Below are 15,213 nucleotides of genomic sequence, written 5' to 3' on the forward strand. Positions count from 1 at the left end.
AAAATCCATCTTTTCGGCCTGCGGGACTACTCGCAGGCCGTTTTGCCTTTTACGACGGCAGTGTCAGGAGAAAGAGCGCAGGATAAAGTCCGGCACGTGATCGCCCATTCCGACGACCTGACCGTTGTCACGTGGTTCGCCGCGGCGGCCACGGGTGCGGCGCGGACGGCTGCTTTCCTGCTCCGGCTTCGGCTCGGCCTTAACCGGAGTTGCCTCTTGCTCGGCGCGCGGCTCCTCGTCGCGGCGCGGGCGGCTTTCCCGCTTGGGCAGCCCGGGCGCTTCGATGCGCGGGATTTCATTTTCCAGAAGGCTCTCCACCGCGGCGATCTGCTTGTCGTCGGCAGGGGTGGCGATGGTGAAGGCCCGGCCTTCGCGCCCGGCCCGTCCGGTCCGGCCAATCCGGTGCACGTAGTCTTCGGCATGGTTCGGCACGTCGAAATTGAAGACGTGGCTCACATTGGGAATGTCGAGTCCACGCGCGGCGACATCGGAGGCCACCAGGAAGGTGATCGAGCCGTCGCGGAAACCGTCCAGCGTGCGGGTCCGGTGGGACTGGTCTAGGTCGCCATGGATCGGTTCGGCATTCAGCCCGTATTTCTTGAGTGACTTGGCCACAATATCCACATCCACCTTGCGGTTGCAGAAGATGATCGCGTTGCGACATTCGGCGCCTTCGCGCTTGATCAGCTCGCGCAGCATGGTGCGCTTCTCCTGCGCGGTGCGGTCCCGGCGCGAGGGTTTGAACTGGCAGAGCCCTTGCGTGATCGTCTCGGAGGCCGTCGCCTGGCGGGCGACCTCGATCTTGACCGGCGCATGCAGGAAGGTGTTGGTGATGCGCTCGATCTCGGGCGGCATGGTGGCCGAGAAGAACAGCGTCTGGCGTGTGAAGGGGGTGAGCTGGAAGATGCGCTCGATATCGGGGATGAACCCCATGTCGAGCATCCGGTCGGCCTCGTCCACCACCATGACCTGAACGCCGGTCAGCAGCAGTTTGCCGCGCTCGAAATGGTCGAGCAGGCGGCCCGGCGTGGCGATGAGCACGTCGACGCCCTTGTCGATCAGCTTGTCCTGTTCACCGAAAGAGACACCGCCGATCAGCAGCGCCTTGGTCAGCTTGGTGTATTTCGCGTAGGCGTCGAAATTCTCCGCCACCTGGGCGGCCAACTCACGAGTCGGCGCGAGCACGAGGCTGCGCGGCATCCGGGCGCGGGCGCGGCCACGGCCGAGCAGCGTGATCATGGGCAGGGTAAAGGAAGCGGTCTTGCCGGTTCCGGTCTGGGCGATTCCCAGCACGTCCTTGCCCTCGAGCGCGGGCGGAATCGCCCCTGCCTGGATCGGAGTCGGCGTCTCGTAGCCGCTATCCACGATGGCTTTGAGGACCTTCGGGTCCAGGCTCAGGTCGGAAAATTTCGTCATGTACGTCCAATCTTGGCGACGGGCAGCAGTCGCGGATGTTTGGGACGTTATATCAGGACGTCCCGGCGGAATGCCTCGCGCGCATCGCAGGCATGGGCCGTTTAGCGCACAGGTGCTGCGGGGTCAACGCGACGGGCAGGTCCAGCGCGCTCTCTGGGGCAAAATACGCGCAATTTTGCTCCTTTTGACGAATTGCAGGGGCAAATACACTCAGAGAAAGCCGGAAAGGTGTCCGGCGAGCGCTACCGCGGGTAGAAAGATTCCATATCCGGCAGCAACGAAGACGCCATCACCCACCGTCAGGCCGAGGCCGAAGGCCAGCAGGTGCAGCGCGAGCAGAAAGGGCAGGCCCGGAATGGCGCCGATGATGATGATCACGCCGCTTGTCACGATCAGGATCAGCGCGATCAGCCAGCGGGAGAGAAACCCGTTCACGAGGAAAAGCCAGCGCAGCCGAAGCCAACGGGACAAGCGCAAGGCCAGCGGCTCCGCCCGTACGATTCCACGCCGAAGCGCCGGTCCGGGCAGGACGATTCCGTAGATTTTCGGCGGCAACCAGAGCTCGTGCCGCCCGCTCAGCATCTGCCCGCCAGCCAGCAGCAGGATGACGCCCATGAAGGCCGGCACGCCCGGCACCATCCCTGTCGGAAGCACCATCATCGCGGAAGCCAGCAGAATCACCGGGCCGAATCCCCGCCGCCCGAGAGAATCGGTCAGCTCTCCGAGCAGAACCTTTTCACGCGTGCCAATAGCGTCGGCCAACGCCTGAAGAATGCTCTGGAGAGGTGGTTCGGTTGTGAAGGCGATCATCGGTTCCGGTTCGGCAATCGTTCCGTCCCGAGGCTACCTTGCCCGTGTCTTCGGTGGAATGGTCACACCGCCGCAGTCGGGTGGAGCTCGGGCTGGAAGCCTGCCGCCAGCACGGCGAGATTCGCCGCCGGCGTGAGCACCGTGACGCGTTCGCGTGGGCGGGGCGGCTTGGTGGCCAGGTAGCCGCCCGGCGTAAAGGCCAGCGCCCTCCCGGCTGAAAGCAACAGCGGTTGGCCAGCCTGCAGGATGAAGGCACCGTCGGGCAGGCCGCCCGCTTCGGCGGCGAGTCGGCGTTGGCGGCGATCTGGCAAGACCCGGTCGCGATGCAGGACGCGGTCGATCTCGTCGGCACGGACCGCATCGCCCTGCGCGCGCTCCCACGCCGCGCGATACGCGTCATAGGCGGCACGCCGGCATTCCGCGCAGGGCCGATGACCTGCCGCTAGCGCGACGGCCTCGTCCAGGAAGAACAGCTCGGTATAGGCGCCGGGCGTCATGATCTGCCGCTTTCGGCCGCGAAAGGAAAGGCGGCAGCAGATCCAGCGCCGATGCGTCCAGCGCCGGGCTCCAAGCCGGCCCGCATCGTCGTGCAACACGCCGCGATTGCCCATGAACCCGCCGCGCTCGGGCAGCGCGGCGATCTCGCCCGTCGGCAGGACACGGTTCTGTTTCGGCATGCCCCTGTGCCTCCTGCGCACACGATGCCCGCCCCGTTGCGGCGGGCCAATCCGAAAGATGCGCCTTCAGCCGAGCGCGCGCCCGCTACCGCGCTTGGCGCTTCGGCTGGCATCGCGGTGGCCGGTGACACGGGCAATCGTCAGGAAGGTGAGCAGGTAGACAATACCGATTCCCAGAATCACCTCACCCGGTATCGGTCCGGTATCGGCGCGGTCGATAACCTGTTGGAGCGATGTTGCGGAAGTCGGGTGGATGACCAGCTTGCCGATATAGGCCACCATCTGCACGGTCAGGATCCAGAGATAGTTGCGCCGGATTCGCCGTCCCATCGCGGTCAGCAGCGAGACATGGTAATCGGGGCGCCAGTAGTCCTCAGCCAGAACCTTCTGCCAGTTCTCCTCGGTGTGCAGATCTCCATCATCGAGCATCGGTGCATAGAAATGCACCTCCAAGTAGCGGGCCCGCGCCCGCCAGACGTTGAAATAGCGGTAGCGGCGGGCTTCCAGCATCATCATCGTCGAGGTCAGCAACCCTACCAGCAGCAGCGGCAGCGCGGAGGCCTCGGGGCTGGAGAAGGAGATTGAGAAGGCCGCGCCGAGCGAGACGACGGACCAGTTCGTGGTCGTGTCGAGCCGGGTGCGCCAGATCGTCGAGCGATATACCTCGCCGCGATAGAGATGCGCCAGGGCGCCCATTTCGGCGGAAGTGAATTCGCGTGCCTTCTTGGTGTCTTTCTGCATGGCCCCTCCCAAAGCGCATGGCCGACGCCTCTTGATCCGGGCGCCTGAGCTCAGCCTAGTGCGGCTCTGCCCTCGGGGAAACCGCAGATCCGGACCAAAGGCGCTTGCGGGTGCTGGTACATTGCCGCGCCGCAACTTAGGTAGGAAGGCAAACAAGCTTTGGAGACAGCCGCCATGACCACCCCTCCCGTCATCGACATTCAGCCGCTCGACCTCGACGCCATCGCCGGCTTCGAGGGGCGCGTTGCCGTCTTGCTGCCCGAAGGCGGCAAGCTCGATCAGGCCGCGCGGCGGGTTAACCGGCTGTGCAAGGGCGCGCTGGCGCGATTTTCCGAGAGCGAGGCCTTTGGCAAGCTCGGCAATGGCGAGGCGGCCGAACTGGCCTGGCCCGTGGGGATGGCCGCGAGCGCGGTGCAGGTGGTGCGGCTGGACGCCAAGTCCTCGCCGGTCGATTTGCGCAAGGCCGGTGCCGCGATTGGCGCGGCGCGCGGCAAGGGCGACGTGCTGGTACTGGGCGGCGCGCGCAAGGCACTTGGCGATCTGTCGCTCGGCGCCTCTCTGCGCAGCTACGCCTTCAAGGCGTGCCGTACGGGCGAAGCCGCAGAACAGGCGGCCGGATCTTTCACGGTCATGGTAACCGATGCCGAAAGCCTGAAGGCGGAGATGGAAGCGGTCGAAGCTGTGGCCGAGGGGGTCTATTTCACCCGCGATCTGGTCAACCTGCCGGCGAATATCCTGACCACCGAGAGCTTCGCCGAAAGGCTGGTGGCGCTTGGCGAGCTGGGTGTCGAGGTCGAGGTGCTCGACGAAGCGGAACTCGAGAAGCAGGGCATGACCATGCTGCTCGGCGTCGGCCAGGGTTCCGAGAGCCCCTCCAAGGTGGTTGTCATGCGCTGGAATGGCGGTGGCGAGGAAGCCCCGTTGGCGCTGATCGGCAAGGGTGTGGTTTTCGACACGGGTGGCATCTCGCTCAAGCCCGGCGCCGGCATGGAAGACATGACCATGGATATGGGCGGCGCGGGTGTCGTCTCGGGCGTGATGAAAACGCTGGCGCTGCGCAAGGCCAAGGCCAATGTCGTCGGCGTTGTCGGGCTGGTCGAGAACATGCCGGACGGCAAGGCGCAGCGACCGGGCGATATTGTGGCCTCCATGAAGGGCGACACGGTGGAGGTGATCAACACCGATGCCGAGGGCCGGCTCGTTCTGGGCGACGTGATGTGGTACGCGCAGGAGCGCTTCAAGCCCTGCGGCATGGTCGATCTGGCCACGCTGACCGGCGCGATCATCGTGGCCCTCGGCCATGACAATGCCGGGGTTTTCTCCAACGATGACGCGTTCGCGGGGGCGTTCCTGAAGGCGGCCGGGGCCGAGGGCGAAGGTGCCTGGAGGATGCCGATCGGGGCGAATTACGCCGAACTTCTCAAATCCGAGAAAGCGGACCTGAAGAATGTGGGCACGCGCGCCGCTGGCTCGATCACCGCTGCCGAGTTCCTGCACCGCTTCGTCAAGAAAGACACGCCCTGGATCCATCTCGACATCGCCGGGGTGGCCCAACCGGCCAAACCGCCGGCATGGGCGCCCAAGGGCGCGTCCGGCTGGGGCGTGATGGCGCTCGACCGGATGATCCGCGACGGCTACGAGGCGGGCTGAACCGATGGGGCAGGCGCTCTTCTATCATCTGACCCGCCACCCGCTCGAGGTGACGCTTGCGATGCTGCTGGAAAAATCCCTGCAACGGGACTGGCGCGTCGTGGTGCGTGGGTCGGATGCGGGGCGCCTGCAATTTCTTGACCAGAAACTCTGGCTCGGCCCGGAGGAAGGCTTCCTGCCGCACGGCCTCGCTGGCGGGCCTCAGGATGCCGACCAGCCGGTGCTGCTAACGGCGGGTGAGGAATTGCCCAATGGCGCGACGGTGCTGATGTCCATCGACGGCGCGGCGGTGACGGCGGCCGAGATCGAGGCGCTGGAACGGGTCTGCATCCTGTTTGACGGCCACGACCCGGCGGCGGTGCAACATGCGCGCGGCCAGTGGAAGGGGCTGACAGGCGAGGGGGCGGCGGCGCAATACTGGTCCGAAGAGAGCGGTCGCTGGGAGATGAAGGCGGAGAGCAAGGCGGGATAAAGCGCATTGCGGGCGCGAGGATTGCCAACGCGCCGGAGGGCAAACTAAGCTTAGGTTTACAATTTCGCCTTTGATCGCCGGATCGTTGCGTGGTCCGGGGAACTTTCGTGCATTCCAGCCAAGAAAGCAAAACATCCAATGGCCATTGTCATAAAGAAGCCCGATGCTGTATTCGTTCAGAATTCCTATATGCTTTACAACGCGGTAAAGAACGAAGACCTGCCCGCCGCGAACGGTCATTATGGTGTCAACGATGTAGTCTGGAACGACCTGATAGGCCTGACCCGTACGAAATGCCGCGCTATGAATATACCGTTGCCGGGTGGTGACATGATGAGTGGTCTTTGCATCTGGGCATCCGTGGTGGCGACGAAGTTTTGTGTGTTGCGCAACCACGCACTCAACTCTCACATGTTTTTCGCCGAGAGGAACGGCGATGGATCCGGCAGCAATCACTACTTCGTCGTTTCCGACATTGGCGGGACCAAGGTGATTTGTGACATAACGTGCAACCAATTCAATGGTGCGCCCGACTACCTCGTCGGGCGCCTCTCCGATATCAAGGGCGCGTCAAAGAAGGTCACGGCTCTAGGCAGCAGGCTCTACGATGTCTACAAGGCCGGCGCGGCGTCATCCGAGTTCGTGATCTGAAACTTGCCTGCATCGCAGGGCTCCAACGAGAACCGGCCGCCCCGAGAGGGAACGGCCGGTCTTTTCTTCAATCCTGAGAGACGTGCCTTCAGAGCAGCGCCTTGACCTTGGCGGCTGCTGCATCGGCGGTGATGCCGAAATGCTCGTACAGCACTTCCGCAGGCGCCGAGGCACCGAAATCGGTCATGCCGACGAAATCGGCCTTGGTCGCATCGCCGCCCTCACCAAAGAGCCAGCGATCCCAGCTCTGGCGCACACCGGCCTCGATGGCCACGCGGACCGGACCGGCGGGCAGCACCTTGGTGCGGTACTCCGGATCGGCCGCCGCGAACAGCTCCATGCAGGGCACGGAAACGACGCGGGTGCCGATGCCCTCGGTTTCCAGCGCCTCGCGGGCCTGGAGCGCAAGCTCGATCTCGGAGCCGGTGGCCATCAGGATGGCTTGGCATTTGCCAGTTGCCTCGGCCAGCACATAGGCGCCCTGGGCCGAGAGGTTGTCGTTCTTGGGCTTGGTGCGCACCGTCGGCAGGTTCTGGCGGGAGAGCGCGAGCACGGAGGGCGTCTCCTTCTGTGCCAGGGCCAGTTCCCAGGCTTCGGCGGTCTCGACCGCATCGGCGGGCCGGAAGACCAGCGTGTTCGGCGTGGCCCGCGAAATGGCCAGATGTTCCACCGGCTGGTGGGTCGGGCCGTCCTCGCCGAGACCGATCGAGTCATGCGTCATGACATAGACCACCGGTAACCGCATCAGCGCAGAGAGGCGCATCGAGGGACGGGCATAGTCGGTGAAGCACATGAAGGTGCCGCTATAGGGGCGCAGGCCGCCATGCAGCGCCATGCCGTTCATCGCTGCCGCCATGCCATGTTCACGGATGCCATAATGCACGAAGCGTCCACGACGGTTGGAGGCGTCGAACACGGTCATGTCGGCCGACTTGGTGTTGTTCGAGCCGGTGAGGTCGGCAGAGCCGCCGATGGTCTCGGGCACGATCTTGTTGATGACGTTGAGCGCCATCTCGGAGGCTCTGCGCGTGGCAACCTTGGGCGCGTCGGCGACCAGTTGCTTGCGATAGGCCTTCATCTGGCGGCCGAGCTTTTCGGGCATGTCACCGGAGAGCGCACGCTCGAAACGGGCGCGGCGGCCTTCGGAAAGACCGGCCAGGCGCCCTTCCCAGGCTTCGCGCTCGGCAACGCCGCGGGCACCAATGGCTTCCCATGCGGATTTGACGTCCGCGGGAACCTCGAAGGCACCGGCAGGCGCACCATAGGCGGCCTTGGTATCGGCGATGAGCTGCGCATCGGTCAGCGCGCCGTGACCCTTGGAGGTGTCCTGGGCGGAGGAGCCGAGGGCGATATGCGTCTTGCAGGCGATCATCGAAGGCTTGCGCGAGGTCTTGGCCTTGACGATGGCGGCGTCGATGGCTTCCGGGTCGTGCCCGTCGCATTCAATCACCTGCCAGCCGGATGCCATGAAGCGCTTCTTCTGGTCGGTAATGTCGGAGAGCGAGACCTTGCCGTCGATGGTGATGCCGTTGTTGTCCCACAGCACGATCAGGCGGCCAAGCTTCTGCTTGCCGGCCAGCGCGATCGCCTCCTGGCTCACACCTTCCATCAGGCAACCGTCGCCGGCGATGCAATAGGTGTAGTGATCATAGATGCCCTTGCCCCAGACGGCGCGCAGGTGCTCCTCGGCCATGGCGAAGCCAACAGCATTGGAGATGCCCTGACCGAGCGGGCCGGTCGTGGTTTCGACGCCGCGCGCATGGCCATATTCGGGGTGGCCGGCGGTGATGGCGCCGAGCTGGCGGAAGTTCTTGACCTGCTCAAGGGTCATGTCGGGCGAGCCGGAAAGATAGAGCAGGGAATAGAGCAGCATGGAGCCGTGGCCAGCCGACAGGATGAAGCGGTCGCGGTCGGGCCATTCGGGGTTGGACGCGTCGAACTTGAGGTGCTTTTCAAAGAGCACGGTGGCGACATCGGCCATGCCCATAGGCATGCCGGAATGGCCGGAATTGGCCGCAGCGACCGCGTCGAGCGTCAGCGTGCGGATGGCGCAGGCTTTTTTCCAATGCTCGGGATGGGCGTCTCTGAGGGCTGCAATGTCCAAGGTTCTTTCCTTTCGATTTTGCGGCAGGAGGCGGTCGCACTCTGCACGGCCGTCTTTTTGACGTTCAAGGCGGTGTAGGAGTGAGGGGCGGTAGCGTCAAGGACTGTCGGCCACGTGAAGAATGCCGCCTAAGTGGCTGAGCACAATAGGGGGCGCATTTCGTGAAACAGTTGCGTAAACTTGGTCGCAACTGCCCGGCGGGCGATTCGCGGCTCGCTCGGCCGCATTTGGTCTGGAACCGGACAGATGGACAACAAGAACGGGGAGAGCGGGATGAGTGAAATCACCGAGCTTGAGAGCCGGCTTGCCGCCGCCATGGAGCGGATCGGGAATGCGATCGAAGCGTTCGGTGCCGGCGAACCGGAAGCGGCCGTGTCGGCCGAGGAACTGGAACAGGCACAGAAATCGGTGTCCGAGGCGGTTCAGCGGGCGGAGACGGCTGAAGCCGAGGTTCTGCGCCTCCAGCAGGCGTTGGAAACCGAGACGACGGCCGGGGCGCAGTTGCGCGAACGCGTCGGATCGTTGAAATCGATGAAAGACCGCCAGCAGGAACGGATCACCGAACTCGAAGCCGAGTTGCGGGCGCTGGCGGAGCAACGCAACGCCGACCGCAGCGAGCTTGACGAGTTGATTTCCGCCCTCGAACCGCTGGTGAAGGAGCAGACCGATGCCTGAGGTGAAGATCGAGATTGGCGGCAAGGAATTCGCCGTCGCCTGCCAGGATGGCGAGGAACAATATCTGCGCGATGCGGCAGCGATGCTGGACCGCGAGGCGCGCGGCTTGGTAACCCAGATCGGCCGGATGCCGGAGTCGCGCATGTTGCTGATGGCCGGGCTGATGCTGGCGGACCGCACGGCGGCCTATGAGCAGAAAGCCGCGGCAGCAGAGGAAAAACTGGCCCGGCAGGAACGTCTCATCGAGGAGATGGAGGCCATGCCCGCGCCGGAGCCGGAGCGTGTGGAAGTTGCCGTGATCCCGTCGCAAGTGACGGATACGCTGGCGGAACTTGCCGCTCGGGCCGAGGCAATCGCGGCGTTGGCCGAGGAGAGATCGGCCGGGTAAGCCATTTGCCGCGCCTGTAAAAAGGGGGCTTTGCCCCCCGCGCTCATCCGAGCGCTCCCTCGTGGATGTTTGAGGTCAGAAGAAGACAGATCGCCACGCGCAATTTCTTCCTGGAAGAAATACCCCCGCCGGAGGCTGGATCCGAACGATCGTTCAAGCGCGCGAAGCGCGTCCTCTGGAGACGCAGACTGCACGCAATCAAGAGATCTCCATCTCCTGACTATTGCGGATGAACCTGTTGCAGGGAGCAGACCGGATCGGCGGCGGGCCGGTTCGCGCAAGCGGATACCCGGCCGACCGCCGCTGGGCGTCAGCCGTTGGCTTCGCGGATCTTCTCGGCCGCGGCCTTGTCGAAGGACACGCCGTTCTCTTCCAGCAGCTTGTCCAGCTCGCCCGAGAGCGTCATCTCGGTGATGATATCGCAACCGCCGACGAACTCGCCCTTCACGTAAAGTTGCGGAATGGTCGGCCAGTCGGAATAGTCCTTGATGCCCTGACGGATCTCTTCATCGGCGAGAACGTTCACGTCGGTATAGTCGATCTGCATGTAGTTCAGCACGCCGGCCACCCGCTGGGAGAAGCCACATTGCGGCGCCATCTTCGTGCCCTTCATGTAAAGGACGACGTCGTTTTCGGTCACGGTTTGCTTGATGTTGTCTTGAGAAGACATGGCGAATTCCTTTTCTTGTCCTGGGTCGGGCTCTGTAACCCGCCCGCGCGCCTTGGCGAAACTGCGGCCACCTGCACGTGGAGGGTGTGCAAGGTCAACCGCCCATAGGGGTGTGCCGGGCTATTCCGGTGCTTTCGTGGTCAATGCCAGTGCATGGAGATCGGCGTTCGTGCCATCCATCTTGCCCTTGAGCGCGGCATAGACGGAACGCTGCTGCTGCACGCGGTTCATGCCGCGAAAGCTCTCGTCGATCACTTCGGCGGCGAAATGCGCGCCATCGCCGGCTATGTCATTGACGATAATGACGGCGTCGGGGAAGGCCTCCCGAAGGAGGGTCTCGATTTCCTGGGCCTCGATGGCCATGGGCAAATTCCTGTTTCCTAGTCTCGTCTCGAAACTAGGGCCGGTGGGGCGTGCCTGCAAGGGCGCGCTGTACGGATCGTTCGCGCGGCGGTCGTTGCCGGACCGGCCTGCCGTGGTCCGCGGCGGTTCGATTATTGTGGGGAGGGCAGGCGAGGCACGACACGTTGAAGGAGCCAGCTGCATCATTTCGTGCCTCGCTGCTGGGAGACTATGGCACGAGAGCGGACGGTGTTGCGCAATGGGGCGTTTGGGCGAACGTTGCGCCGTGACGCTTGCCGTTGCGCGGTGGCTCTGACAGGGTTGCGGGATGACAGAGGCCGATATTCATAAAAGATTGAACGACCTGCTGGTCGAACTTGATGCGGAAGATGCGGCGAGCGCGGGCGCACGCTCTGTCGTCGAGCTGGATCAGAGTGCGACGGGGCGGTTGTCGCGGATGGATGCGCTTCAGCACCAGGCGATGGCACAGGCGCAGCAGCGTCGCCGCGCCGCCGACCGGTTGCGCATTCGCGCGGCCTTGGAGCGGCTGGCGGAGGGCGAATACGGCTATTGCACGGATTGCGGCGAGCAGATCGCCGCCGCGCGGCTGGCCACAGATCCTGCCATAGCCCGTTGCGCCGACTGTACGCGCGGTACCTGAGCCCGAGCCTTGCCGGGGCGGGCGCGCCGTGCCATCCCGGTCGGCAACGCAAATCTGCATTGGAGACTGGTCATGATCCTCTACGGCATTCCCACCTGTGATACCTGCCGAAAGGCGCGCAAGACGCTGGAAGCGGCGGGGCAGGACGTGAGTTTTCGCGACATCCGCGCCGAGCCGCTCACGGCAGAGGAACGCACGCGTTTCATTGAGGCCTTTGGCGAGGCGCTGCTGAACCGTCGTTCGACGACCTGGCGCCAGCTTTCCGAGGACGAGCGGGCAGGGGAGGCCGACGGCCTTCTGGCGGCGCATCCCACCCTTATGAAACGACCGGTCCTCAGCGATGGCGCCAAGCTGACCCTCGGCTGGGACGCCAAGGCACAGGCTGCCTGGATCGGCTAGAAAACGATCCATGACGCATCCATTCAGATCTGTGGAACGTCATGGATCTGTAGTCAGGCGCGCGAGGCAACTGGACGTTGGCGACGACCTACGCCCTTGGGGCGCAGCTATGCCGTTGCCATAGGCGAGCATTGACGGCCCATCAGCGACAAAAGCGAAAGCTGAGCCTACCCGTTCGACAGCATCGCGTCCTGCGCCTGCCGAGTGGCCTCGGCTTTCATGCCGGCCACGAATTCTGCGTTTTCCTTTTCCCACTGCTTGAAGGCCAGATAGGCGGCGATGTTCTGTTCCTGCCGATGCCGGGTTCCAACGGGGGAAACTCCGAATGCGGGATGGAAATGCCGTTTGACCTGTTCATAGGCGAGGGTGCAATCCCGTGCCTCGTCAAAGCTGACCTGCCGAAGCTCGGCGGTGCTGTTGCACAGATAGGTGAAGGCGAGGACCGTCAGGAATTCCGTCATTGTTAGCTTCCATCTTGGGCAGGAGACAGAACCGCAGTCGGAAGGGAACACCGCGCGACAGGAGGATGACCGCGCGGTTGCGGTCCTGCCTCCCTGTTTTCGGCCGCACGATCGCGCGGCCTGTTCCAAGGTTAGGCTCTAAATGCTGCGCTGCAGAAATTCCAGCGCCCGGCCCAAGCGTGAAACTCCGGTTCCAGGGCGGCGGCGCTACCAAAATGGGCGAAAATGATCGAAAAAGGGGCGGCTGGCGGACATGCGCGGCCAAGAATCACACAGCCGCCCAGCAATGCGGGCGGCTGTGATCCTGGAACTGATCTGTAATCAGATTGCCTTCAATTCGATGGCCGATGCCCGTCCGTCGCGACCTTCACGAATCTCGTATTCGATCTTCATGTTGTCGGCCAAGCCGGTCATTCCTGCGCGTTCCACGGCGGAAATATGAACAAAAACGTCTTTTCCGCCCTCATCGGGGGCGACAAACCCATAGCCTTTGGTTGTATTGAACCATTTCACGGTGCCGGTTGGCATATCCCGCGTCTCCTTCGTCTGGTCTCTCTTCCGCCCGCAGAATTGCGGCGGCGTGGTCACGTCGCCGGACTTCATTCGAGGCAGAGCCAGTGAGTCGCAAATGGCATCGTCACGGCACTAATGGTGCCGGAGTTTTATGACAAAACAACCCCTGACAATCTGTCACTTGCTGTTTTGGCGATCAATTCCGAGCAATTTGTCCACGGAAAACGGTCCTGCGCCGCGCAAAACCAACGTTATGAGCACAAACATCCAGAAGGCGCGCTGGTCCATGATCAGGCTGTCGGAGGCGCGGTCGAACCAGGCGCCGATGGTGGTGGCATCGGCGTGGTGGCCGTGAATGTCGGTGAGCGACTGCACGGTGACAAAGCCGATCATGCCAAGCGCGGCCAGCCGGGTGAACAGTCCGATGACGATCAGAAGGGGCAGGATGAACTCGGCCCAGGTGCCCGCGAGGATGAGGAGCTTTTCGAAAATCGAGAACTGCGTCGTGTCGTAAACGACGGCTTCGGCCTTTTGCGGGAAGATCTGTGCATAGGCCCCCACCGAGGGCGAAAACAGCCCGAAGATGCCGTCGCCCAACTTGGTCATGGCCGAGCCCCAGAAATACATCAGCAGCACGGCGGCAAAGGCGAAGCGCGCCAGCGTCGGGATGGCCCAGGAGGAGAGCGCCGCGTCGATACGGGAGAAGATCGCGTTGTGGATCGAGATTATGGCGCCGAGCGCCTTGCCACGCGCAGAGCCCTGTTCGGCAGAAGCGGAAAGATCGGTCATGGGGACGGGTCCTCGGAGATGTCTGTGATGGCGCCGCCCGAGACAAGGGCGGAGAGGGCCGGGGAAAGGTCGAATTCCGGGTCGATGGCGGCCGCGGCCTCCAACGCATCGCCAAAATTCCGGCCGTCGCAAAGGGCCTCCACGAAGACGCCCCCGGCTGGCGTAAGCGTGGTCAGGACCGGATCGAACTCGGGACGGGTGAGCAGGGCGGTTTCAGCGCGCATCTCAGGTTTCGGTCCGTCTTCGGCATTGAACCGCCAGATCGCGGCGATGGGCCAGTCCGACCGAAGCAGTTGAACGGAGGGCGCGAAGGTAAAGCGCGTGGCCAGGAGCTGCTCGGGGGGCATTTGCGGCAGCACAGAGCTATCCGCCGGCGTGCTGTCGGCCGCGTGATAGGCACGGCGCATGGCAAGCTCCAGCCGCGCGATATCGGGCAGGTAGCCAAGATTCTGCACCGGCGCAAAGCCTTCGAGGAAGTCCGGCAGCGCCGATCCATAATGCGCGATCAGCGGAGAGCTGGGCGGATGCTGGCGCACGAAATGACCGGCGAGGATGCCGAAATTACTCTCGCCCAGCAGCTTGCGGATCACCGGGAAGGCCTCGGCCAGCGCGTTTGAAAGGCTCACGACGACATTGTTGCGGTAGACATCGAAGCGTTTGCCGGCAGGCCGCCCCTCGGGGTCGACCAGCCCGTCGGGCACGTCGCGGGCGGGGTCGAGGATCGCCTCGCGAAAGGCTGTCTGTCCTACACTCATTGCGAGACCTGCGCAAGGATGCCAGCGGCGCGCTCGGCCTCGGCGGCCAGAACCGGCCAATCGGGCACATCCGTGTCCCATTCGATCAGCGAGGGGCGCGGACCCATGGCGGCTATGGTCTCGGCATAGAGCGTCCAGACCGGGTCCACCACTTCGGCGCCGTGGCTGTCGATCAGCAGCGGCGCGCCGTGCTCGTCTTCCTGTTCGTCATGGCCGCCCAGATGCACTTCGCCCACGAAGTCGAGCGGGAAATCGGCGATATAGGCGCGCGGATCGAGTTTCTGGTTCGTGCAGGAGACGAAGACATTGTTGATGTCGAGCAGCAGCCCGCAACCGGTGCGTTGCGCGATCTCGCGCAGGAAATCGGTCTCTTCCATCTCGCTCTCTGCAAAGGCGAGATAGGTGGAAGGGTTTTCCAGAAGCATCTGGCGGCCAAGCGCCTCCTGCAGCTGATCGATGTGATCGGCGACACGGGTGAGCGTGGCCTGCGTGTAGGGCAGGGGGAGCAGGTCGTTGAGAAAGGCGGTCTCGTGGCTCGACCAGGCGAGATGCTCTGAGAAACTGGCCGGGTTCAGCCAGTCGACGAGGTGGCGCAAGCGCGCGAGATGGTCGGCATCGAGCGGCGCCTCGCCGCCAATGGACAGGCCCACGCCATGCACGGAGATCGGGAAACGCTCGGCCAGGTGACGCAGTTGCGCGATCGGACGTCCGCCATCGCCCATGTAGTTCTCGGCATGGACCTCCAGCCAGCGAACCGGGCCGGGATCCTGTTGGATCTCGGTAAAATGTTGCGGCTTGTAGCCAATACCGGGCGCAAGAGGAAGGGATCGTTGGGACGTGGCGTCGAGCATCCTGCTCTCCTTCGTGGAAGTGTCGCGCCCGGCGGAGGGTCGGCCGGGCGCGGGTGTCACAAACGTACCGTCTTACCCGGGAAGGTCGCGGTCGAGAGCTTCGAGCGAGCCCATGCGACCATCGGGCAGCTCCATTTTATCGCAGGTGCCGGCATCGACGAGCGTCCAGGCATTGCCCTGGTAATCGA

The 15,213-nt window shown here is 63.8% G+C and carries 20 protein-coding genes; 7 read left to right on the plus strand and 13 right to left on the minus strand.

The annotated features are described in order from the left end of the window. Window positions 1-63 precede the first annotated feature (63 nt). The 4 genes from AX756_RS09925 to AX756_RS09940 form a co-directional block, all read right to left on the minus strand. A complete protein-coding gene (locus AX756_RS09925; RefSeq protein ID WP_068310559.1) occupies window positions 64-1,416 on the minus strand; it encodes a DEAD/DEAH box helicase in 1,353 nt (450 codons plus the stop codon). A 210-nt stretch (window positions 1,417-1,626) separates the two neighbouring features. Then, the gene (locus AX756_RS09930) at window positions 1,627-2,226 is read right to left on the minus strand and encodes an exopolysaccharide biosynthesis protein (RefSeq protein ID WP_068310561.1); all 600 of its coding nucleotides are present in this window, start codon (window positions 2,224-2,226) and stop codon (window positions 1,627-1,629) included. Between the two features lie 62 nt (window positions 2,227-2,288). Beyond that, window positions 2,289-2,903 carry a hypothetical protein gene (locus AX756_RS09935; RefSeq protein ID WP_068310563.1) on the minus strand — a complete coding sequence of 205 codons (615 nt, stop codon included), beginning with the start codon at window positions 2,901-2,903 and terminating at the stop codon, window positions 2,289-2,291. Between the two features lie 66 nt (window positions 2,904-2,969). Further along, complete coding sequence (locus AX756_RS09940; protein WP_068310565.1) at window positions 2,970-3,644, minus strand: DUF2270 domain-containing protein; 675 nt, start codon at window positions 3,642-3,644, stop codon at window positions 2,970-2,972. Window positions 3,645-3,818: 174 nt separating this feature from the next. Between AX756_RS09940 and AX756_RS09945 the strand changes: the two genes are divergently transcribed. The 3 genes from AX756_RS09945 (at window position 3,819) to AX756_RS09955 (ending at window position 6,417) form a co-directional block, all read left to right on the plus strand. Continuing rightward, complete coding sequence (locus AX756_RS09945) at window positions 3,819-5,294, plus strand: leucyl aminopeptidase (RefSeq protein ID WP_068310568.1); 1,476 nt, start codon at window positions 3,819-3,821, stop codon at window positions 5,292-5,294. Between the two features lie 4 nt (window positions 5,295-5,298). Then, the gene (locus AX756_RS09950; RefSeq protein WP_068310570.1) at window positions 5,299-5,766 is read left to right on the plus strand and encodes a DNA polymerase III subunit chi; all 468 of its coding nucleotides are present in this window, start codon (window positions 5,299-5,301) and stop codon (window positions 5,764-5,766) included. A 138-nt stretch (window positions 5,767-5,904) separates the two neighbouring features. After that, entirely contained in the window at window positions 5,905-6,417 is a 513-nt protein-coding gene (locus AX756_RS09955) for a hypothetical protein (protein ID WP_068310572.1), read from the plus strand. Between the two features lie 88 nt (window positions 6,418-6,505). Here AX756_RS09955 and tkt read toward each other — a convergent pair whose 3' ends face one another. After that, the gene (gene tkt / locus AX756_RS09960; protein ID WP_068310574.1) at window positions 6,506-8,521 is read right to left on the minus strand and encodes a transketolase; all 2,016 of its coding nucleotides are present in this window, start codon (window positions 8,519-8,521) and stop codon (window positions 6,506-6,508) included. 273 nt (window positions 8,522-8,794) lie between these two features. Here tkt and AX756_RS09965 point away from each other — a divergent pair, with 273 nt between their 5' ends. Next, the gene (locus tag AX756_RS09965) at window positions 8,795-9,196 is read left to right on the plus strand and encodes a hypothetical protein (RefSeq protein ID WP_156461443.1); all 402 of its coding nucleotides are present in this window, start codon (window positions 8,795-8,797) and stop codon (window positions 9,194-9,196) included. Further along, window positions 9,189-9,584, plus strand: coding sequence for a cell division protein ZapA (locus AX756_RS09970; protein WP_068310579.1), 396 nt, complete (start codon window positions 9,189-9,191; stop codon window positions 9,582-9,584). Before AX756_RS09965 ends, AX756_RS09970 begins: the two co-directional genes overlap by 8 nt. Before the next feature lie 310 nt (window positions 9,585-9,894). Here the strand turns inward: AX756_RS09970 and grxD are convergent, their stop codons facing one another. After that, entirely contained in the window at window positions 9,895-10,254 is a 360-nt protein-coding gene (gene grxD, locus AX756_RS09975) for a Grx4 family monothiol glutaredoxin (RefSeq protein ID WP_068310581.1), read from the minus strand. Between the two features lie 120 nt (window positions 10,255-10,374). Continuing rightward, window positions 10,375-10,617, minus strand: coding sequence for a BolA/IbaG family iron-sulfur metabolism protein (locus tag AX756_RS09980; protein WP_068310582.1), 243 nt, complete (start codon window positions 10,615-10,617; stop codon window positions 10,375-10,377). A gap of 307 nt (window positions 10,618-10,924) precedes the next feature. Here AX756_RS09980 and AX756_RS09985 point away from each other — a divergent pair, with 307 nt between their 5' ends. After that, window positions 10,925-11,257, plus strand: a complete 333-nt coding sequence (locus AX756_RS09985) for a TraR/DksA family transcriptional regulator (RefSeq protein WP_068310584.1) — start codon at window positions 10,925-10,927, stop codon at window positions 11,255-11,257. 72 nt (window positions 11,258-11,329) lie between these two features. Then, window positions 11,330-11,656, plus strand: coding sequence for an arsenate reductase family protein (locus AX756_RS09990; RefSeq protein WP_068310586.1), 327 nt, complete (start codon window positions 11,330-11,332; stop codon window positions 11,654-11,656). A gap of 167 nt (window positions 11,657-11,823) precedes the next feature. Here AX756_RS09990 and AX756_RS09995 read toward each other — a convergent pair whose 3' ends face one another. The 6 genes from AX756_RS09995 to bufA1 form a co-directional block, all read right to left on the minus strand. Further along, window positions 11,824-12,117, minus strand: coding sequence for a hypothetical protein (locus AX756_RS09995; protein ID WP_068310588.1), 294 nt, complete (start codon window positions 12,115-12,117; stop codon window positions 11,824-11,826). A gap of 321 nt (window positions 12,118-12,438) precedes the next feature. After that, window positions 12,439-12,645, minus strand: coding sequence for a cold-shock protein (locus AX756_RS10000; protein WP_068310642.1), 207 nt, complete (start codon window positions 12,643-12,645; stop codon window positions 12,439-12,441). A 162-nt stretch (window positions 12,646-12,807) separates the two neighbouring features. Then, window positions 12,808-13,419: a DoxX family protein gene (locus tag AX756_RS10005; RefSeq protein WP_068310589.1), complete on the minus strand. Its 612-nt coding sequence runs from the start codon at window positions 13,417-13,419 to the stop codon at window positions 12,808-12,810. After that, window positions 13,416-14,174: an HvfC/BufC N-terminal domain-containing protein gene (locus tag AX756_RS10010; protein ID WP_068310593.1), complete on the minus strand. Its 759-nt coding sequence runs from the start codon at window positions 14,172-14,174 to the stop codon at window positions 13,416-13,418. The genes AX756_RS10005 and AX756_RS10010 overlap by 4 nt, the downstream gene beginning before the upstream one ends. After that, window positions 14,171-15,025, minus strand: coding sequence for an MNIO family bufferin maturase (gene bufB / locus AX756_RS10015; RefSeq protein ID WP_068310595.1), 855 nt, complete (start codon window positions 15,023-15,025; stop codon window positions 14,171-14,173). Before bufB ends, AX756_RS10010 begins: the two co-directional genes overlap by 4 nt. Window positions 15,026-15,097: 72 nt before the next feature. After that, the coding region (gene bufA1, locus AX756_RS25595) for a BufA1 family periplasmic bufferin-type metallophore (RefSeq protein ID WP_156461444.1) at window positions 15,098-15,213 on the minus strand (116 nt) is incomplete at its 5' end.

It is taken from the genome of Aliiruegeria sabulilitoris (assembly GCF_001558155.1).
Taxonomy (GTDB): domain Bacteria; phylum Pseudomonadota; class Alphaproteobacteria; order Rhodobacterales; family Rhodobacteraceae; genus Tropicimonas; species Tropicimonas sabulilitoris.